Source organism: Streptococcus sp. Marseille-Q7087, from assembly GCF_965111935.1.
The window spans coordinates 672,795-691,316 of the sequence record NZ_CBCOPJ010000001.1; the positions used below are offsets into that span (position 1 = coordinate 672,795).

19 protein-coding genes are annotated in these 18,522 nt (G+C 40.5%); 15 read left to right on the forward strand and 4 right to left on the reverse strand.

What is annotated here, in order from left to right; translation table 11 throughout:
- The first annotated feature begins 8 nt into the window (after positions 1–8).
- From ACWPVF_RS03370 to alaS, 9 genes are all read left to right on the forward strand, one after another.
- Complete coding sequence (locus ACWPVF_RS03370; RefSeq protein ID WP_454384692.1) at positions 9–758, forward strand: YhfC family intramembrane metalloprotease; 750 nt, start codon at positions 9–11, stop codon at positions 756–758.
- A gap of 119 nt (positions 759–877) precedes the next feature.
- The gene (murB, locus tag ACWPVF_RS03375; protein WP_414253506.1) at positions 878–1,783 is read left to right on the forward strand and encodes a UDP-N-acetylmuramate dehydrogenase; all 906 of its coding nucleotides are present in this window, start codon (positions 878–880) and stop codon (positions 1,781–1,783) included.
- Positions 1,784–1,917: 134 nt separating this feature from the next.
- Entirely contained in the window at positions 1,918–3,075 is a 1,158-nt protein-coding gene (locus ACWPVF_RS03380; protein ID WP_414261662.1) for an ABC transporter ATP-binding protein, read from the forward strand.
- Positions 3,056–3,862, forward strand: coding sequence for an ABC transporter permease (locus ACWPVF_RS03385; RefSeq protein WP_000754116.1), 807 nt, complete (start codon positions 3,056–3,058; stop codon positions 3,860–3,862). Before ACWPVF_RS03380 ends, ACWPVF_RS03385 begins: the two co-directional genes overlap by 20 nt.
- Entirely contained in the window at positions 3,859–4,632 is a 774-nt protein-coding gene (locus ACWPVF_RS03390) for an ABC transporter permease (protein WP_454384695.1), read from the forward strand. The genes ACWPVF_RS03385 and ACWPVF_RS03390 overlap by 4 nt, the downstream gene beginning before the upstream one ends.
- On the forward strand, positions 4,629–5,699 hold the full coding sequence (locus ACWPVF_RS03395; protein ID WP_414261664.1) for an ABC transporter substrate-binding protein: 1,071 nt from the start codon (positions 4,629–4,631) through the stop codon (positions 5,697–5,699). Before ACWPVF_RS03390 ends, ACWPVF_RS03395 begins: the two co-directional genes overlap by 4 nt.
- 142 nt (positions 5,700–5,841) lie before the next feature.
- Positions 5,842–6,105 carry a hypothetical protein gene (locus tag ACWPVF_RS03400; RefSeq protein WP_025170558.1) on the forward strand — a complete coding sequence of 88 codons (264 nt, stop codon included), beginning with the start codon at positions 5,842–5,844 and terminating at the stop codon, positions 6,103–6,105.
- A 261-nt stretch (positions 6,106–6,366) separates the two neighbouring features.
- Positions 6,367–6,852: an LURP-one-related/scramblase family protein gene (locus tag ACWPVF_RS03405; protein WP_414259289.1), complete on the forward strand. Its 486-nt coding sequence runs from the start codon at positions 6,367–6,369 to the stop codon at positions 6,850–6,852.
- A gap of 16 nt (positions 6,853–6,868) precedes the next feature.
- A complete protein-coding gene (alaS, locus tag ACWPVF_RS03410; protein ID WP_414259288.1) occupies positions 6,869–9,487 on the forward strand; it encodes an alanine--tRNA ligase in 2,619 nt (872 codons plus the stop codon).
- Between the two features lie 94 nt (positions 9,488–9,581).
- Here alaS and gdhA read toward each other — a convergent pair whose 3' ends face one another.
- Complete coding sequence (gene gdhA / locus ACWPVF_RS03415) at positions 9,582–10,928, reverse strand: NADP-specific glutamate dehydrogenase (RefSeq protein ID WP_454384698.1); 1,347 nt, start codon at positions 10,926–10,928, stop codon at positions 9,582–9,584.
- Positions 10,929–11,156: 228 nt separating this feature from the next.
- Here gdhA and ACWPVF_RS03420 point away from each other — a divergent pair, with 228 nt between their 5' ends.
- The 6 genes from ACWPVF_RS03420 to ACWPVF_RS03445 all read left to right on the forward strand — a co-directional run bounded on the left by ACWPVF_RS03420 (position 11,157) and on the right by ACWPVF_RS03445 (position 16,235).
- The gene (locus tag ACWPVF_RS03420; protein WP_454384700.1) at positions 11,157–12,092 is read left to right on the forward strand and encodes a dihydroorotate oxidase; all 936 of its coding nucleotides are present in this window, start codon (positions 11,157–11,159) and stop codon (positions 12,090–12,092) included.
- Positions 12,093–12,124: 32 nt separating this feature from the next.
- Positions 12,125–13,162 (forward strand): DNA polymerase III subunit delta, encoded by a 1,038-nt coding sequence (gene holA, locus ACWPVF_RS03425; RefSeq protein WP_454384702.1) that lies wholly within the window; start codon positions 12,125–12,127, stop codon positions 13,160–13,162.
- Positions 13,163–13,231: 69 nt separating this feature from the next.
- Positions 13,232–13,837, forward strand: coding sequence for a superoxide dismutase SodA (gene sodA, locus ACWPVF_RS03430; protein WP_126419845.1), 606 nt, complete (start codon positions 13,232–13,234; stop codon positions 13,835–13,837).
- Between the two features lie 151 nt (positions 13,838–13,988).
- On the forward strand, positions 13,989–14,897 hold the full coding sequence (locus tag ACWPVF_RS03435; RefSeq protein WP_454384705.1) for a LysR family transcriptional regulator: 909 nt from the start codon (positions 13,989–13,991) through the stop codon (positions 14,895–14,897).
- On the forward strand, positions 14,894–15,355 hold the full coding sequence (gene lspA, locus ACWPVF_RS03440; RefSeq protein ID WP_454384707.1) for a signal peptidase II: 462 nt from the start codon (positions 14,894–14,896) through the stop codon (positions 15,353–15,355). Before ACWPVF_RS03435 ends, lspA begins: the two co-directional genes overlap by 4 nt.
- Positions 15,345–16,235 carry an RluA family pseudouridine synthase gene (locus ACWPVF_RS03445; protein WP_454384709.1) on the forward strand — a complete coding sequence of 297 codons (891 nt, stop codon included), beginning with the start codon at positions 15,345–15,347 and terminating at the stop codon, positions 16,233–16,235. Before lspA ends, ACWPVF_RS03445 begins: the two co-directional genes overlap by 11 nt.
- 27 nt (positions 16,236–16,262) lie before the next feature.
- On the opposite strand, the gene ffh is transcribed toward ACWPVF_RS03445, so the two are convergent.
- The 3 genes from ffh to ACWPVF_RS03460 are packed head-to-tail and all read right to left on the reverse strand — an operon-like array spanning position 16,263 to position 18,396.
- Positions 16,263–17,828 carry a signal recognition particle protein gene (gene ffh / locus ACWPVF_RS03450; protein WP_454384711.1) on the reverse strand — a complete coding sequence of 522 codons (1,566 nt, stop codon included), beginning with the start codon at positions 17,826–17,828 and terminating at the stop codon, positions 16,263–16,265.
- 17 nt (positions 17,829–17,845) lie between these two features.
- On the reverse strand, positions 17,846–18,061 hold the full coding sequence (locus ACWPVF_RS03455; RefSeq protein WP_454384713.1) for a 2-oxoglutarate:acceptor oxidoreductase: 216 nt from the start codon (positions 18,059–18,061) through the stop codon (positions 17,846–17,848).
- Between the two features lie 2 nt (positions 18,062–18,063).
- Positions 18,064–18,396 carry a putative DNA-binding protein gene (locus ACWPVF_RS03460; RefSeq protein ID WP_263393722.1) on the reverse strand — a complete coding sequence of 111 codons (333 nt, stop codon included), beginning with the start codon at positions 18,394–18,396 and terminating at the stop codon, positions 18,064–18,066.
- Positions 18,397–18,522: the final 126 nt, after the last annotated feature.

Sequence of the window (18,522 nt, forward strand, 5' to 3'; positions counted from 1 at the left end):
AGAAAAGTATGAAAATTCATGTAATAATCACAATGATAGCTTTATTTGTAATTCTCATAGCTGCCATTTGGTTCTCAAAAAAGAAGTACAAGATTAACCTTTCAGTTTTAGGTCTTGGGGCAGTGGCATTCTTTGTTTCTTCTCAAGTCTTGGAGAAAATCGTTCACCTTTTGGTGCTTCATCCACAAAAAGATGGAACCATTTCGCTTATGCAGGAGCAACCTTTTTTATATGTCCTTTATGGAATTGCTATGGCAGCTCTCTTTGAAGAAACAGCTCGCCTTGTCTTCTTTAAATGGTTGGAGAAGAAGAGAAACTTAGAAGATTCGGATGCCCTCGCCTATGGACTTGGTCATGGTGGCTTGGAGTTGCTCTACCTCGGAATGGGAAGTTTGATTAGTCTTTTGATCCTCCTTTCATTATTAGAGTCTCCAAATCCCGATGTAGCAAATCTCCTTCCAAAAACTACACTTGAAACAGTCCAATCTCTATCTGGATGGCAGGTTTATTTACTCGGTGTTGAGCGTGTGCTTGCTCTTGTTATGCAAATTGGTCTCTCTTTCTGGGTTTATCAAGCAGTCCGTCAAAAAAATTGGATTTATCTAGTAGCTGCCTATGGTCTACATGCCCTCTTTGATCTGGCTCCAAGTCTATCTCAGGTTGGTTGGATTTCAAATCCGCTTCTTGTTGAAGGATTGTTAGCAGTGGAAGTTGTTCTATTTGTATACTTTACAAAAACTATCTTGTATAAAAAATAATCATGCAAAAGAGGTCTGACCTCTTTTTTACTTGTGTGAATAAAAAAGCTTTTTCAAATCGTCGAAAAAAATCGCTAAAAATGGTATAATGGAATGAATTTTATAAAAGGATAAGAAAGATGACTGTATTAGATAAATTAAAAGAAACATTAGAAGGAATTGATATTCGATTCGATGAGCCATTGAAAACTTATACCTATACCAAAGTCGGAGGGAAGGCAGATTACTTAGCTTTTCCTCGCAATCACTATGAGATGGCCCGTGTGGTTAAGTTCGCTAATCAAGAAAATATCCCATGGATGGTTCTTGGAAATGCCAGTAATATTATCGTCCGAGAAGGCGGAATTCGTGGCTTTGTCATTATGTGTGATAAGCTCAATAATGTTTCAGTCGATGGTTACACCATTGAAGCAGAAGCGGGAGCTAACTTGATTGAAACCACTCGAATTGCTCTTCGTCATAGTTTGACAGGATTTGAGTTTGCCTGTGGAATTCCAGGAAGCGTCGGTGGAGCTGTCTTTATGAACGCTGGTGCTTATGGAGGTGAGATTGCTCATATTTTGCAGTCTTGCAAAGTATTGACCAAGGATGGAGAAATCGAGACTTTATCAGCCAAGGACTTAGCCTTTGGTTACCGTCATTCAGCTATTCAAGATTCTGGAGCAGTAGTCTTATCAGCTAAATTTGCACTATCTCCAGGTAATTATGAGACTATTAATCAAGAAATGGAACGTTTGACCCACCTTCGAGAACTCAAACAACCATTGGAATATCCTTCTTGTGGTTCTGTCTTTAAACGTCCAGTTGGGCATTTTGCAGGACAATTGATTTCAGAAGCTGGTTTGAAGGGCTACCGTATCGGTGGTGTCGAAGTCTCAGAAAAACATGCAGGCTTTATGATTAATGTAGCCGATGGGACAGCTCGAGATTATGAAGACTTAATTGAGTCTGTCATTGAAAAAGTTAAAGAACATTCTGGTGTTACCCTTGAGCGAGAGGTTCGTATCTTGGGTGAACACGAATAACATTATTATTAAACATTATACAAAGATTGGGATTTTATCGCTAGATATGGTTTGGGTCAATTCCTTACAGTCATTGCTAGCATTTTACAAGGTCCCAATCTGTTAATTTACGAAGAAAAAGGAATTTAGAGGAATTGAAAAAACCAATTATCGAATTCAGAAACGTTTCTAAAGTTTTTGAAGATAGTGACACTAAGGTTCTCAAGGATATTAACTTTGAGTTGGAAGAAGGAAAATTTTATACACTGCTAGGAGCTTCTGGTTCAGGAAAATCAACCATCCTAAATATCATTGCAGGTTTGCTAGACGCAACGACGGGTGATATTTTGCTGGATGGCGTAAGAATCAATGATATCCCTACCAATAAGCGCGATGTTCACACGGTCTTCCAATCTTACGCCTTGTTCCCGCACATGAATGTCTTTGAAAATGTTGCCTTTCCATTGCGATTGCGAAAGGTCGATAAAAAAGAAATCGAACAACGTGTCTTAGAAGTTCTCAAGATGGTACAGCTTGAAGGCTACGAAAAACGTTCTATCCGTAGGTTATCTGGAGGCCAACGCCAGCGTGTAGCTATTGCGCGTGCGATCATCAACCAACCTCGATTGGTCCTATTAGACGAACCTTTATCAGCCTTGGACTTAAAGTTGCGAACAGACATGCAGTACGAACTGCGTGAACTGCAACAACGATTGGGCATTACCTTTGTCTTTGTTACCCACGATCAGGAAGAAGCCTTGGCCATGAGCGACTGGATTTTCGTTATGAATGACGGTGAAATCGTTCAGTCTGGTACACCAGTTGATATCTACGATGAGCCTATCAACCACTTTGTTGCTACCTTTATCGGTGAATCAAACATCTTGCCAGGAACCATGATCGAGGACTACTTGGTCGAGTTCAATGGCAAACGATTTGAAGCGGTCGATGGTGGTATGAAGCCAAATGAACCAGTCGAAGTCGTGATTCGTCCAGAGGACTTGCGCATCACTCTTCCTGAAGAAGGGAAACTTCAAGTTAAGGTTGATACGCAGCTCTTCCGTGGAGTTCACTATGAGATTATCGCCTATGACGAGCTTGGCAATGAATGGATGATTCACTCGACTCGTAAGGCCATCGTTGGTGAGGAAATCGGTCTGGACTTTGAACCAGAAGACATCCACATCATGCGTCTCAATGAAACAGAAGAAGAGTTCGATGCTCGTATCGAAGAATACGTAGAAATCGAAGAGCAAGAAGCAGGTTTGATTAACGCTATCGAGGAGGAGAGAGATGAAGAAAACAACCTCTAAACTCTTTGTAGTGCCCTACATGCTTTGGATTGCACTCTTTGTATTGGCACCCCTGGTCTTGATTTTTGGACAATCATTTTTCAACATCGAAGGCCAGTTTAGTTTAGAAAACTATAAATCCTATTTTGCGTCACAAAACTTAACCTATCTCAAAATGAGCTTCAACTCTGTTCTTTATGCAGGGATTGTGACTCTAGTGACACTCTTGATTAGCTATCCAACAGCCCTCTTTTTGACTCGTCTCAAACACCGTCAACTCTGGCTCATGCTGATCATCTTACCAACTTGGATCAACCTACTGCTCAAGGCTTATGCCTTTATCGGAATTTTTGGTCAAAATGGCTCTATTAATCAATTCCTAGAATTTATCGGAATCGGTTCTCAGCAGTTGCTATTTACAGATTTCTCATTTATCTTTGTCGCAAGCTACATCGAGCTTCCATTTATGATTTTACCTATCTTCAACGTTTTGGATGATATGGATAATAATCTCATTAATGCTAGCTATGACCTCGGTGCAACTAAGTGGGAAACCTTCCGCCATGTCATCTTCCCTCTGTCAATGAATGGGGTAAGAAGTGGGGTTCAATCTGTCTTTATCCCAAGTTTGAGTCTCTTCATGTTAACACGTTTGATTGGGGGGAACCGAGTGATTACCTTGGGGACTGCCATTGAACAGAACTTCTTGACCAATGACAACTATGGTATGGGGTCAACTATCGGTGTTGTTCTTATCCTGACCATGTTTATCACCATGTGGGTGACTAAGGAAAGGAGAGAACGATGAAAAAATTATCAAATCTTTACCTAGCCTTTGTCTTTATCGTCCTTTATTTACCAATCTTTTACCTGATTGGATATGCCTTCAATGCCGGGGATGATATGAATAGCTTTACAGGCTTTAGTTTGACTCACTTCGAGACGATGTTTGGTGATGGAAGGCTCATGCTTATCTTGGTTCAAACCTTTTTACTAGCCTTTCTATCAGCCTTGATTGCGACAGTGATTGGTACCTTTGGTGCCATTTACATTTATCAATCACGTAAAAAGTACCAAGAAGCCTTTCTATCTCTCAATAACATTTTGATGGTTGCGCCCGACGTTATGATTGGTGCCAGCTTCTTGATTCTCTTTACCCAACTCAAGTTTTCACTTGGTTTTCTGACGGTACTTTCCAGTCACGTAGCCTTCTCGATTCCAATCGTAGTGCTCATGGTCTTGCCTCGATTGAAAGAGATGAATGGAGATATGATTCATGCGGCCTATGACCTTGGAGCTAGTCAGTTCCAAATGTTCAAGGAAATTATGCTTCCTTACCTGACGCCGTCTATCATCGCAGGCTACTTTATGGCTTTCACTTATTCACTAGATGACTTTGCCGTGACCTTCTTTGTAACGGGGAATGGTTTTTCAACCTTGTCAGTCGAGATTTACTCTCGGGCTCGTAAGGGAATTTCGCTAGAAATCAATGCTCTTTCAGCCTTGGTCTTTCTCTTTAGTATTATCCTAGTAGTTGGATATTACTTCATTTCACGTGAGAAGGAGGAGAAAGCATGAAACGACTCTATTCATTTTTAGCAGGAATTTTAGCCATTATCCTTGTCTTGTGGGGAATTTCCTATCATCTTGATAGTAAAATCAATAGTCGGGATAGCCAAAAATTGGTTATCTACAACTGGGGAGACTATATCGACCCTGAACTTCTGGAGAAATTTACAGAAGAAACAGGAATCCAAGTTCAGTACGAAACCTTTGACTCTAACGAAGCCATGTACACCAAAATCAAGCAGGGCGGGACAACCTATGATATTGCCATCCCAAGTGAGTACATGATTAATAAGATGAAGGACGAAGACCTCTTGGTTCCATTAGATTATAGTAAGATTGAGGGAATTGAGAATATTGGTCCAGAATTTCTCAACCAGTCCTTTGACCCAAACAATCAGTACTCTATCCCATACTTCTGGGGAACTTTGGGAATTGTCTACAATGAAACCATGGTGGAAGAAGCGCCTGAACATTGGGATGACCTCTGGAACCCAGAATACAAGGATTCGATTATGCTCTTTGATGGGGCGCGTGAAGTGCTTGGTTTAGGTCTTAACTCACTAGGCTATAGTCTTAACTCAAAAGATCCTCAACAACTATCACAAACGGTCGATAAACTCTATGAGGTAACTCCTAATATCAAGGCAATTGTAGCCGATGAGATGAAGGGTTACATGATTCAGAATAATGCTGCTATCGGTGTGACTTTCTCAGGAGAAGCCAGTCAGATGTTGGAAAAGAATCCTAACCTCAAATATGTCGTGCCGACAGAAGCAAGCAATCTCTGGTTTGACAACATGGTTATTCCTAAAACTGTCAAGAACCAAGATGCAGCTTATGCCTTCATCAACTTCATGTTGAAGCCTGAAAATGCTCTCAAGAATGCAGAGTATGTTGGCTATTCAACACCAAACAATGCTGCTAAGGAAATGCTCCCAGAGGAGACAAAAGAGGATAAATCCTTCTATCCAGATGCAGATACAATGAAACACCTCGAAGTTTATGAAAAATTTGACCATAAATGGACAGGAATCTATAGCGACCTCTTCCTACAATTTAAGATGTATCGGAAGTAGGAGTAAATAAACTAAAAACGAATCAATCAAGCTGGTTCGTTTTTTGAATAGTTGTATAGCTATTTATTTTTACTATCCTATTTGCTTATTTTATTTCCTAGTAGTATACTAATCTTATCATAATAGAAAGCGGTAACAAATCATGAAAATGTCTACTTTTTTCAAAAAAAGTTACTGGCCAACCTTTTTGATTGTTGACCAAACAATTATACTATTCCATTTAAAGGATGGCTTGGATCGGCAATATCTAACAACTGATTCCATACATTTGGTGATAGGGTTCTTTATATTTGCAAATATTTTCGTAGCTATCTTTAGCAATTCGAAAATGTGGGATAAAAGTTGGGATAAAAAGAGTGATAGCAGTAAGAAAAAATATATCCTGAAAAAGTCATCAGGGATATAGGGAGTTGGTTATTTAAATGAGGATTATTCCCAGTTGACGCAAGCTTAAAAAAACGTTATAATAAGAGAGTTGAGAATTGATTTTCTCTCCATCTTAGACCAGAGAAATGGCGGTGCTGCGAGCCATCTAAGATAGAAAATCATGCTACTCAATCTAACAATTGCATAAGAACGAAAGAATGACAAGTTCATTGAATGAAGGTGGTACCGCGGTTTTTCGCCCTTCGTGATATGGATTTGTCTTTTATTTTTGGAGGTGTTTATGAGAACATTTCTTGTCAAACAGAAATTTCGCCTAGGTGGTGAACGTTTTGATATCAAGGATGAAATGGGCAATGTCGCCTATCAGGTTGAAGGTTCATTTTTTAAGATTCCTAAAACTTTTACCATCTATGATGTTGCTGGTGAACAGGTCAGTGAGATTAGTAAGGAAGTCTTAACTTTCCTACCTCGTTTTGAAATTCAACTGAGTAACGGCGATAGTTTTTATATCCGGAAGAAGTTGACTTTCTTTAGAGATAAGTATGAATTTGACAACCTAGGTCTTCGCATTGAGGGGAATATCTGGGATTTAAACTTTAAACTTCTGGATGACCGTGATCAAGTGATTGCGGAAATCGCCAAGGAACTTTTCCATTTAACCTCTACCTATACCGTAACAGTCTACGACGAATCTTATGCTGACCTAGTCATTTCCCTCTGTGTCGCTATCGACTATGTGGAAATGCTAGAAAGAGACTCAAATTAGTAAAAAGGAGATATAAATGAAACAATTATCTAGTGCACAAGTCCGCCAAATGTGGCTTGATTTCTGGGCGACCAAAGGCCACTCTGTAGAACCATCAGTTAGCTTGGTTCCAGTAAACGACCCAACCCTTTTGTGGATTAACTCAGGGGTTGCCACTCTTAAAAAATACTTTGACGGGACTATCATTCCTGAAAACCCACGGATTACCAATGCGCAAAAGGCTATCCGTACCAACGATATTGAAAACGTAGGGAAGACGGCGCGTCACCATACCATGTTTGAAATGTTGGGAAACTTCTCAATTGGGGATTACTTCCGTGACGAAGCCATTACTTGGGCTTATGAACTTTTGACAAGTCCTGAATGGTTTGACTTCCCAGCTGAAAAACTTTACATGACCTACTACCCAGCTGATACAGATTCTTACAACCGCTGGATTGAAGTGGGCGTGGATCCAAGTCACTTGATTCCAATCGAAGACAACTTCTGGGAAATTGGTGCTGGACCTTCTGGACCAGATACAGAAATTTTCTTTGACCGTGGGGAAGCTTTTGACCCAGAAAATATCGGTATTCGACTTCTCGCAGAAGATATCGAAAACGACCGTTACATCGAAATCTGGAACATCGTCTTGTCACAATTTAACGCTGACCCAGCTGTACCTCGTAGCGAATACAAGGAATTGCCACACAAGAACATTGATACGGGCGCTGGTTTGGAGCGTTTGGTAGCTGTTATCCAAGGTGCTAAGACCAACTTTGAAACAGACCTATTTATGCCTATCATTCGCGAAGTTGAGAAGTTATCTGGTAAGGTCTACGACCAGGATGGCGACAACATGAGCTTTAAGGTCATCGCGGACCATATTCGTTCATTGTCATTTGCTATCGGTGATGGTGCTCTTCCTGGAAATGAAGGTCGTGGTTATGTCCTTCGTCGTCTTCTACGTCGTGCCTCTATGCATGGTCAAAAATTGGGTATCAATGAGCCTTTCCTTTACAAACTAGTTCCAACTGTTGGTAAGATCATGGAAAGCTACTACCCAGAAGTTCTTGAAAAACGTGACTTTATTGAAAAAATCGTTAAGAGCGAGGAAGAGTCATTTGCCCGTACTCTTCACTCAGGTCAGCACTTTGCAGAAACTATCGTAGCAGACTTGAAAGAAAAAGGTCAAACGGTTATCGATGGTCAAGATGTCTTCAAACTCTACGATACTTATGGATTCCCAGTAGAACTGACAGAAGAAATCGCTGAAGAAGCTGGAATGACAGTTGATCGTGAAGGTTTTGAAGCAGCCATGAAGGAACAACAAGAACGTGCGCGTGCGTCTGCTGTCAAAGGTGGTTCTATGGGTATGCAAAATGAAACCCTTCAAAACATTACAGTTGAAAGTGTCTTTAACTATAATGCTAGTCAATTGCCTTCTAAGTTGGTTTCTATCGTAGCGGACAATGCAGAAGTAGAAGCTGTATCTGAAGGTACTGCATCACTTATCTTTGCAGAAACTCCATTCTACGCTGAAATGGGTGGACAGGTTGCGGACCATGGTCAAATCTTGGATGCTGCAGGAAACGTCGTAGCGACGGTGACAGATGTTCAAAAAGCACCAAATGGACAAGCACTCCATACCGTTGAAGTTCTTGCGTCACTTGCCTTGAACCAAGAATACACCTTGGCTATCGATACTAATCGTCGTCATCGTGTCATGAAGAATCACACAGCAACTCACTTGCTCCATGCGGCCCTTCACAATATCCTTGGCCATCATGCTACTCAAGCAGGATCTCTTAACGAAGTAGAATTCCTCCGTTTTGACTTTACTCACTTCCAAGCGGTGACTCCTGAAGAATTGCGTGCTATTGAGCAACAAGTCAATGAGAAGATTTGGGAAGCCATCGCAGTGGAAACAGTTGAGACTGATATTGACACAGCAAAAGAAATGGGAGCTATGGCCCTCTTTGGTGAGAAATACGGTAAGGAAGTTCGCGTAGTCACTATCGGGGACTACTCTGTTGAGCTCTGTGGTGGTACCCACGTAGGTAACACTTCTGAAATCGGTCTTTTCAAGATTGTCAAAGAAGAAGGGATCGGATCAGGAACTCGTCGTATCTTGGCAGTGACTGGTAAGGAAGCCTTTGAAGCTTATCGTGATCAAGAAGATGCACTGAAAGCAGTCGCAGCAACCTTGAAAGCCCCTCAACTCAAGGAAGTACCTCACAAGGTTGAAGGACTTCAAGAACAACTCCGTCAATTGCAAAAAGAAAATGCAGAATTGAAGGAAAAAGCAGCAGCAGCGGCAGCAGGCGATGTCTTCAAGAATGTTCAAGAAGCAAACGGACACCGTTACATTGCTAGCCAAGTTTCTGTTTCAGATGCAGGTGCCCTTCGTACCTTTGCCGATAACTGGAAACAAAAAGACTACTCTGATGTGCTTGTTCTTGTCGCAGCCATCGGTGACAAGGTCAACGTCCTTGTTGCTAGCAAGACAAAAGATGTGCATGCAGGTAACTTGGTTAAAGAATTGGCTCCAATCGTCGATGGACGTGGTGGTGGTAAACCAGACATGGCCATGGCAGGAGGAAGCAACCAAGCGAAAATCCAAGAATTATTGGATGCCGTAGCAGGTAAATTGTAAGAAAATAAAGATCTATCCAGTAGGGTAGGTCTTTTTCAATGTATAAGAAAAAACTCCTCACACGAGATGTGAGGAGTTATGTAGTTACTAGGAATTAAACAATCCCTTGTGCAACCATAGCGTTTGCTACATTTTCAAAGGCTGCAATGTTTGCACCTGCAAGGTAGTCAGTACCAAGACCGTAAGTTTCTGCAGTTATTTTAGCAGTATTGAAGATGTTCGTCATGATATCTTTCAAACGACCGTCAACTTCTTCACGTGTCCATGAAAGGCGAAGGCTGTTTTGGCTCATTTCAAGAGCTGATACAGCTACACCACCAGCATTGGCAGCTTTGGCAGGTCCGTAAAGGATTCCATTTTCCTTGTAGACTTTGATAGCTTCAAGGTCACTTGGCATGTTAGCTCCTTCAGATACACAGATAACTCCTTGAGCAACCAAGCGTTTCGCAGCCTCACCATTGATCTCATTTTGAGTCGCACATGGAAGAGCGATATCATAGTTTCCAGTGTAAGTCCATACAGAACCTTCGTGGTATGTAGCAGTTGGTTTTTCTGCAGCATACTCAGTCAAACGAGCACGACGTTTCTCTTTAACGTCTGTAAGAAGGTCGAAGTCGATACCATTTTCATCGATGACATAACCGTTTGAGTCAGAGACTGAGATAACAGTTGCACCAAGTTCAGTTGCTTTTTGAAGAGCGTATTGGGCAACGTTACCAGAACCTGAAATCACAACTTTCTTACCAGCAAAGCTGTTTCCGTTAGCTTTAAGCATTTCTTCAGTGTAGTAAACCAAACCGTAACCAGTTGCTTCTGGACGAATCAAGCTACCACCAAATCCAAGAGGTTTACCAGTCAAGACACCAGCATCAAATTGGTTGAGGCGTTTGTACTGTCCGTAAAGGTAACCAATCTCACGTCCACCTACACCGATATCACCAGCAGGTACGTCAAGAGATGGTCCGATGTATTTTTGCAATTCAGTCATGAAGCTTTGGCAGAAGCGCATCACTTCAGCATCAGTTTTGCCTTTAGGATCGAAGTCTGATCCACCTTTACCTCCACCGATTGGAAGTCCAGTCAAAACGTTTTTAAAGATTTGTTCGAATCCGAGGAATTTCAAGATTCCTTGGTTAACAGTTGGGTGGAAACGAAGTCCGCCTTTGTATGGTCCAACAGCTGAGTTGAATTGAACACGGTAACCACGGTTAACTTGAACTTTCCCATCACGGTCAACCCAAGGAACACGGAAAGAAATTACTCGCTCTGGCTCAGTGATACGTGTCAAGATATTTTCTTCAATATACTCAGGGTGTTTTTCAAAGACAGGCTCCAAAGTGCTGAAGAATTCTTCAACCGCCTGGAGAAATTCAGCCTCATGCCCGTTACGAGCTTTTACAGTTTCAAACACGCTTTGGATATATTCTTTAGCAGATGTCATATCGTTCTCCTTTTTGTTGTCATATTTTATTACATGAGACATTATAGCAGAAAAATTTTTCACTGTAAAGGAAAAAACACAAATTTTCTAAAAATTCTTTCAATTTAGCAACAGCTCTATTTTTCAGCTAAAAAAGCTAACATTTTTATAAGGTCAGTTTTATTAAAAAGGTCCTATCAAAGTATGGTATAATAGTAGAGATATAAAGGAATCTGGAGGAATAGAATCATGGTATCAACTAAAACACAGATTGCTGGTTTTGAATTTGATAATTGCTTGATGAATGCAGCAGGAGTAGCCTGTATGACAGTTGAGGAATTGGAAGGTGTTAAAAACTCAGCAGCAGGAACCTTTATCACAAAAACAGCAACCTTGGAATTTCGTCAGGGAAATCCTGAACCACGTTATCAAGATGTTCCACTAGGTTCTATTAACTCGATGGGTCTCCCAAATAATGGGTTAGATTATTATTTGAACTATCTATTAGAGTTACAAGAAAAAGAACCAAACCGTACTTTCTTTCTGTCTTTAGTTGGAATGTCTCCACATGAAACTCATACTATTTTGCAAAGGGTGCAAGAGAGTGATTTTCGTGGTCTAACTGAACTTAATCTCTCATGTCCAAATGTTCCAGGTAAGCCACAGATTGCCTATGACTTTGAAACTACAGATCGTATCTTATTAGAAGTCTTTGAGTATTTTACAAAACCTCTAGGAATTAAACTTCCACCTTATTTTGATATTGTACATTTTGATCAAGCAGCAGCTATTTTTAACAAATATCCACTCAAGTTTGTCAATTGTGTCAACTCTATCGGAAATGGTCTTTATATTCAAGATGAGTCGGTCGTGATTCGCCCTAAAAACGGTTTTGGTGGGATCGGTGGAGAATACATCAAACCTACTGCCCTTGCTAATGTCCATGCTTTCTATCAACGCTTAAATCCAGAAATCCAAATCATCGGAACTGGTGGTGTGCTTACAGGACGTGATGCCTTTGAACATATTTTATGTGGTGCCAGCATGGTACAAGTAGGAACTACTCTTCATAAAGAAGGAGTAGGTGCTTTTGAGCGTATTACCAAGGAACTAAAAGAAATTATGGTGGAAAAAGGTTATCAAAGCCTAGATGATTTCCGTGGTAAATTGAATTATATTGATTAAACAGAAGCTATACTATAAAGAAAGGAGAATAGATGCTAGCCATAGAAGAAAGCCGAAAGCTATCCCTATCAAATTTACCTAGTTTGACCCTGTTTACAGGGGCTGATCAAGGACAGTACGACATCATGAAAACTCAGGTTCTAAAGCAAATCGGCTACGATCCTGCAGATTTGAATTTTGCTTATTTTGACATGAAAGAAGTAGACTACAAAAGCTTGGAACTAGAGTTGGTCAGTCTTCCTTTCTTTGCGGATGAAAAAATTGTTATTTTAGATCATTTTGTCGATATAACGACAGCTAAAAAACGCTATCTAACTGATGATGAGCTTAAGTCTTTTGAAGACTATCTGGAAAATCCTTTACCTTCAAGCAAATTAGTAATCTTTGCTGAAGGGAAGTTGGATAGTAAGAGACGTTTGGTCAAATTGCTCAAGCGGGATGCGACAGTTTTTGAAGCCATCGAGCCAAAAGAGCAAGAAATACGAGCTTATTTTCAAAAGTGGGCTCAGGAATTAGGACTGACTTTTGCTGGAAAGTCTTTCGAACAGTTGCTTATCAAATCAGGTTTTCAATTCAATGAAATTCAGAAAAATCTACTCTTCTTACAATCTTACAAGGATAATGGTGACATTACAGAAGAAGACATTGTTGAAGCTATACCAAAGACTTTGCAGGATAATATCTTTGATCTAACCCAGTTGATTTTAGGGAAGAAGATCGATCAGGCGCGTGATTTAGTGAAGGATTTGACCTTGCAGGGAGAAGATGAGATTAAACTGATTGCCATAATGCTGGGGCAGTTCAGACTCTACACACAGGTTAAAATTTTGCAAGAGTCTGGTCAGACAGAATCTCAGATGGTCAGCAGTTTAGGTCACTATCTTGGTCGCAATCCTAATCCTTACCAAATCAAATTTGCCCTTCGTGACACACGAGCTTTGTCCTTGAATTTCTTACAGGATTCTATCCGTTATCTTATTCAAGCAGATTATCAAATTAAGACTGGTGTTTACGAAAAAGGCTACCTGTTTGAGAAGGCTTTGTTGCAAATTGCAAGCCAGTCAAATTGAGCAAATAACTTGAAAAAATAGGTTGTTTGCGTTATCATTTTTATATAAAAAGAAAAAGAGGTATTACAGATGGCTATTATCTTACCAGATCTTCCATACGCTTACGATGCATTGGAACCATACATTGATGCTGAAACAATGCACTTGCACCATGACAAACACCACCAAACATACGTAAACAACGCAAACGCAGCTCTTGAAAAACACCCTGAAATTGGTGAAGACCTCGAAGCATTGCTTGCTGACGTAGAGTCTATCCCAGCTGATATTCGTCAAGCGCTTATCAACAACGGTGGTGGACACTTGAACCACGCTCTTTTCTGGGAATTGATGACTCCTGAAAAGACAGCTCCTTCAGCAGAACTTGCAGCTGCCATTGATGAAACTTTCGGTTCATTCGAAGAATTCCAAGCAGCTTTCACTGCAGCAGCAACGACTCGTTTCGGTTCTGGATGGGCATGGTTGGTTGTTAACCAAGAAGGTAAACTTGAAGTGACTTCAACTGCAAACCAAGACACACCAATCTCAGAAGGTAAGAAACCAATCTTGGGCTTGGACGTTTGGGAACATGCTTACTACGTGAAATACCGCAACGTTCGTCCTGACTACATCAAAGCTTTCTTCTCAGTGATTAACTGGAATAAAGTAGACGAGCTTTACGCAGCAGCTAAATAATAGTAACACTAACACCTTTTGGTTAGAATTTTATCTACCTTAAAAGGTGTTTTTTGTTTGCTTTGATTAGAAGTATCTGCCTCATGATTTTCCTTTGTTGGATAGGCTTTATTTATGGTATAATGATAAGATAGAAATCGAAGGAGAAATCATGAATATTCAACAATTACGCTACGTTGTAGCTATTGCTAATAGTGGTACTTTTCGTGAAGCAGCTGAGAAGATGTACGTTAGCCAACCGAGTCTATCTATTTCTGTAAGAGACCTAGAAAAAGAACTTGGCTTCAAGATTTTTCGCAGAACCAGTTCTGGAACTTTCCTTACTCGTCGCGGTATGGAATTTTATGAAAAGGCACAAGAGTTGGTCAAAGGATTTGATGTTTTTCAGAACCAGTATGCCAATCCTGAAGAGGAAAAGGATGAGTTTTCAATAGCCAGCCAGCACTATGATTTCTTGCCACCAACCATTACAGCTTTTTCGCAACAATACCCTGAATATAAAAATTTCCGTATTTTTGAATCTACAACTGTTCAAATCTTGGATGAAGTAGCCCAAGGACATAGTGAGATTGGGATTATTTACCTCAATAATCAAAACCAAAAGGGAATCATGCAACGGGTTGAAAAGTTAGGACTTGAAGTAATTGAATTGATTCCTTTCCAAACGCATATCTATCTGCGTGAAGGGCATCCTTTAGCCAAGAAAAAAGAGTTGGTCATGGAGGATTTGGCTGATTTACCAACAGTTCGATTCACGCAGGAAAAGGATGAGTATCTTTATTACTCAGAGAACTTTGTGGATACAAGTGCCAGCTCTCAGATGTTTAACGTAACAGATCGCGCTACTTTAAATGGAATTCTTGAAAGAACAAATGCTTATGCGACTGGTTCTGGATTCTTAGATAGCGATAGCGTTAACGGGATCACCGTTATTCCACTAAATGATAATCTCAATAATCGTATGGTTTATGTGAAACGTGAGGAAGTAGACTTGAGTCCAGCGGGAACCTTATTTGTAGAGGTCATGCAAGAGTATTTTGATCAGAAGAGGAAAGCATGAAAAAAAGAGGAATAGTAGCAGGGATTATAGTGGCCTTAATCGTGTTAGATCAACTGGTAAAGTCTTATGTCGTTCAGAATATTGCTCTTGGTGAAATCAAATCATGGATCCCAAATCTAGTTAGTTTAACCTATCTGCAAAATAGAGGCGCTGCCTTTTCTATGCTTCAAGATCAACAGTGGTTTTTTGCGGTTATAACACTAGTAGTTATGGTGGGAGCTATTTGGTATTTGCATAAGCATATAGAGGATTCCCTCTGGACAGTCTTTGGATTGATTCTGATTATTGCAGGTGGTTTGGGAAACTTCATTGATCGCATTAGCCAAGGATTTGTCGTGGATATGTTCCACTTAGACTTTATCAATTTTGCCATTTTTAATGTGGCTGATAGTTATCTGACAGTAGGGGTCGTTGTGTTATTGCTTGCAATGCTAAAAGAGGAAATGAATGGAAATTAAAATTGAAACAGGTGGACTACGTTTAGATAAGGCTTTGTCAGATTTGACAGAATTGTCTCGTAGTCTCGCCAATGAACAAATCAAGTCAGGTCAAGTCTTGGTCAACGGCCAGGTCAAGAAAGCCAAGTATACGGTCCAAGAGGGGGATGTTATCACCTATCAAATTCCCGAACCAGAGGTTTTGGAGTATGTAGCTGAAGATATTCCTTTAGAAATCATTTATCAAGATGAGGATGTAGCAGTAGTTAATAAACCTCAAGGAATGGTCGTTCATCCAAGTGCTGGGCACACATCTGGTACCTTGGTTAATGCCCTTATGTATCATATCAAGGACCTATCAGGCATTAATGGTGTATTGCGTCCAGGGATTGTCCATCGTATTGATAAGGATACTTCAGGTCTCTTGATGATTGCTAAAAACGATGAAGCACACTTAGCACTAGCTCAAGAATTGAAGGACAAGAAGTCTCTTCGTAAATATTGGGCTATTGTTCACGGTAATCTCCCAAATGACCGAGGAGTCATCGAGGCACCAATCGGACGTAGCGAAAAAGACCGCAAGAAACAAGCTGTTACCGCTAAAGGGAAACCAGCAGTGACACGTTTCCAAGTCTTGGAACGCTTTGGTGATTATACATTGTTGGAATTACAACTGGAAACAGGGCGGACTCATCAAATTCGTGTCCATATGGCATACATCGGTCATCCTGTTGCTGGAGATGAGGTTTATGGACCTCGTAAAACTCTAAAGGGACATGGGCAATTTCTCCATGCCAAGACACTTGGTTTTACCCATCCAAGAACTGGTGAAACCATGGAATTTACTTCCGATATTCCAGCTATCTTTAAAGAGACTTTGGAGAAACTTCGAAATAACTAAACAAAAAAGGACTCAACTGAGTCCTTTTTATTTGCGTTTTTTCTTAGCTTTTTTCATTTTGTTAGCCATGCGTTTCATTGATTGTTTCATAGCAAATTCACCGATTTTACCTTTGAGGCCTCCACCGAGCATCTGGCTCATATCAGGCATACCAGCTCCTCCGAGAGCAGACATATCCGGCATACCACCTTGTCCCATCATACCTTCAAGGGCTGACATATCCATGCCACCAGGCATGTTTTTAGGAAGGTTGTTAGGGTTGATGCCCATCTGTTTCATCATCTTGTTCATGTCACCAGACATGACACCTTGCATGAGTTGTTTGGCTTGGTTAAAGTCCTTGATAAATTTGTTGACTTCGATGAAGGTGTTACCAGAACCAGCAGCGATACGACGCCGACGACTTGGACTGAGCAAATCAGGATTTTCACGTTCTTCCGGAGTCATAGAAGATACGATGGCGCGTTTGCGAGCAATTTGTTTTTCGTCCACCTTCATATTTTGGACGGCAGGGTTATTGGCCATACCAGGAATCATCTTGAGCAAATCTTCCATTGGCCCCATATTTTGTACCTGATCCAACTGATCAATGAAATCGTTGAAATCAAAGGTGTTTTCACGCATTTTTTCAGCCATTTCAAGGGCTTTTTGCTCATCGTATTCTTGGGAAGCTTTCTCAATCAGAGTCAGCATATCTCCCATACCGAGAATACGGCTAGCCATACGGTCTGGGTGGAAAGTTTCAATATCGGTAATCTTTTCACCAGTACCAGTGAACTTGATTGGTTTACCAGTGATATGGCGAACAGAAAGGGCAGCACCACCACGAGTATCCCCATCAATCTTAGTAAGGATAACCCCAGTAACTTCTAATTGTGCGTTGAATTCACGTGCAACGTTGGCAGCTTCCTGACCAATCATGGCATCGATGACCAAGAGAATTTCATTTGGTTGAGCCAAGGCTTTAACATCACGAAGCTCATTCATGAGAAGCTCGTCGATCTGTAAACGACCGGCTGTATCAATCAAGACATAGTCGTTATGGTTGGCTTTAGCTTGCTCCAAACCTTGGCGAACAATCTCAACTGCAGGCACTTCAGTCCCAAGAGCAAAGACAGGAACATCAATTTGTTGTCCCAGTGTTTTGAGCTGGTCAATAGCAGCAGGACGATAGATGTCGGCCGCAATCATTAAAGGACGAGCATCCTCTTCCTTTTTGAGTTTGTTAGCGAGCTTTCCGGCGAAGGTTGTTTTACCAGCACCCTGCAAACCGACCATCATGATAATGGTTGGGATTTTTGGAGACTTAATAATCTCAGCTGTATCAGAACCAAGAACTTCCGTCAACTCTTCATTAACAATCTTGATGATTTGTTGAGCAGGATTAAGGGTATCAATGACTTCGTGCCCAATCGCGCGTTCACGAATTTTTTTGATAAAGTCCTTAACCACTGGCAAAGCAACGTCGGCTTCTAAAAGAGCCAGACGAATTTCCTTGGTTGCTTCTTGAATATCACTCTCTGTGATTTTTCCTTTTTTACGTAGATTTTTAAAGACGTTCTGCAAACGTTCTGTTAAATTTTCAAATGCCATATTTTTCTCCTATTTACTCAATTCAGTGGAAATCGTCCGAAATGTTGCAAACACTCTAGTTCTTCGGGTGTGACTTCTTTCATGATTTCATTTGGATATCCCCAACAGCTAAAACCTATTTGCATAGCTTTGGAGATATCATTGGGCGAGATAATCTGTAGTCGAGTAGGAAATGGTTCCTCTGCGGCTAATAGTTTGCAAGGTATTCCTTGATAAATAACTAGACTGTCCATGATTACTCCCGATTGTCAATACTTGTTAAAATCTCTAGTTGCTCTTGCAAAAAAGCATCTTCTGGATAACGCTCCAAAATCTGATCAAAAATCTGACTGCGAACAATGTAGTCAGAGTACATATGAAGCTTCATTTCATAATCTTCCAGTATTTTTTCTGTACGTTTGATATTGTCATAAACAGCCTGGCGACTAACGCCGAATTCTTCAGCGATTTCAGCCAAACTATAGTCATCTGCATAGTAGAGTTCGATATAGTTCATCTGCTTATCAGTCAAAAGGGCTGCATAAAATTCAAACAGAGCATTCATTCGATTGGTTTTTTCAATTTCCATAAGATTTATTATACCAAAAAATAGCCTGAACTGCTAGTAATGGATTGATTTTAGAGATAAGTGAGAAAAAGTCGTTTTAATGGTTATTTTCTGACTATGAATCCTTTTTTTGGTATAATGGAGTGT

What these genes read in the sequence shown, in the direction of transcription:
- ACWPVF_RS03370 (WP_454384692.1), top strand. Translation starts at nt 9, where the DNA reads ATGAAAATTCATGTAATAATCACAATGATAGCTTTATTTGTAATTCTC.
- murB (WP_414253506.1), top strand. Translation starts at nt 878, where the DNA reads ATGACTGTATTAGATAAATTAAAAGAAACATTAGAAGGAATTGATATT.
- ACWPVF_RS03385 (WP_000754116.1), top strand. Translation starts at nt 3,056, where the DNA reads ATGAAGAAAACAACCTCTAAACTCTTTGTAGTGCCCTACATGCTTTGG.
- ACWPVF_RS03390 (WP_454384695.1), top strand. Translation starts at nt 3,859, where the DNA reads ATGAAAAAATTATCAAATCTTTACCTAGCCTTTGTCTTTATCGTCCTT.
- ACWPVF_RS03395 (WP_414261664.1), top strand. Translation starts at nt 4,629, where the DNA reads ATGAAACGACTCTATTCATTTTTAGCAGGAATTTTAGCCATTATCCTT.
- ACWPVF_RS03400 (WP_025170558.1), top strand. Translation starts at nt 5,842, where the DNA reads ATGAAAATGTCTACTTTTTTCAAAAAAAGTTACTGGCCAACCTTTTTG.
- ACWPVF_RS03405 (WP_414259289.1), top strand. Translation starts at nt 6,367, where the DNA reads ATGAGAACATTTCTTGTCAAACAGAAATTTCGCCTAGGTGGTGAACGT.
- alaS (WP_414259288.1), top strand. Translation starts at nt 6,869, where the DNA reads ATGAAACAATTATCTAGTGCACAAGTCCGCCAAATGTGGCTTGATTTC.
- gdhA (WP_454384698.1), bottom strand. Translation starts at nt 10,928, where the DNA reads ATGACATCTGCTAAAGAATATATCCAAAGCGTGTTTGAAACTGTAAAA.
- ACWPVF_RS03420 (WP_454384700.1), top strand. Translation starts at nt 11,157, where the DNA reads ATGGTATCAACTAAAACACAGATTGCTGGTTTTGAATTTGATAATTGC.
- holA (WP_454384702.1), top strand. Translation starts at nt 12,125, where the DNA reads ATGCTAGCCATAGAAGAAAGCCGAAAGCTATCCCTATCAAATTTACCT.
- sodA (WP_126419845.1), top strand. Translation starts at nt 13,232, where the DNA reads ATGGCTATTATCTTACCAGATCTTCCATACGCTTACGATGCATTGGAA.
- ACWPVF_RS03435 (WP_454384705.1), top strand. Translation starts at nt 13,989, where the DNA reads ATGAATATTCAACAATTACGCTACGTTGTAGCTATTGCTAATAGTGGT.
- lspA (WP_454384707.1), top strand. Translation starts at nt 14,894, where the DNA reads ATGAAAAAAAGAGGAATAGTAGCAGGGATTATAGTGGCCTTAATCGTG.
- ACWPVF_RS03445 (WP_454384709.1), top strand. Translation starts at nt 15,345, where the DNA reads ATGGAAATTAAAATTGAAACAGGTGGACTACGTTTAGATAAGGCTTTG.
- ffh (WP_454384711.1), bottom strand. Translation starts at nt 17,828, where the DNA reads ATGGCATTTGAAAATTTAACAGAACGTTTGCAGAACGTCTTTAAAAAT.
- ACWPVF_RS03455 (WP_454384713.1), bottom strand. Translation starts at nt 18,061, where the DNA reads ATGGACAGTCTAGTTATTTATCAAGGAATACCTTGCAAACTATTAGCC.
- ACWPVF_RS03460 (WP_263393722.1), bottom strand. Translation starts at nt 18,396, where the DNA reads ATGGAAATTGAAAAAACCAATCGAATGAATGCTCTGTTTGAATTTTAT.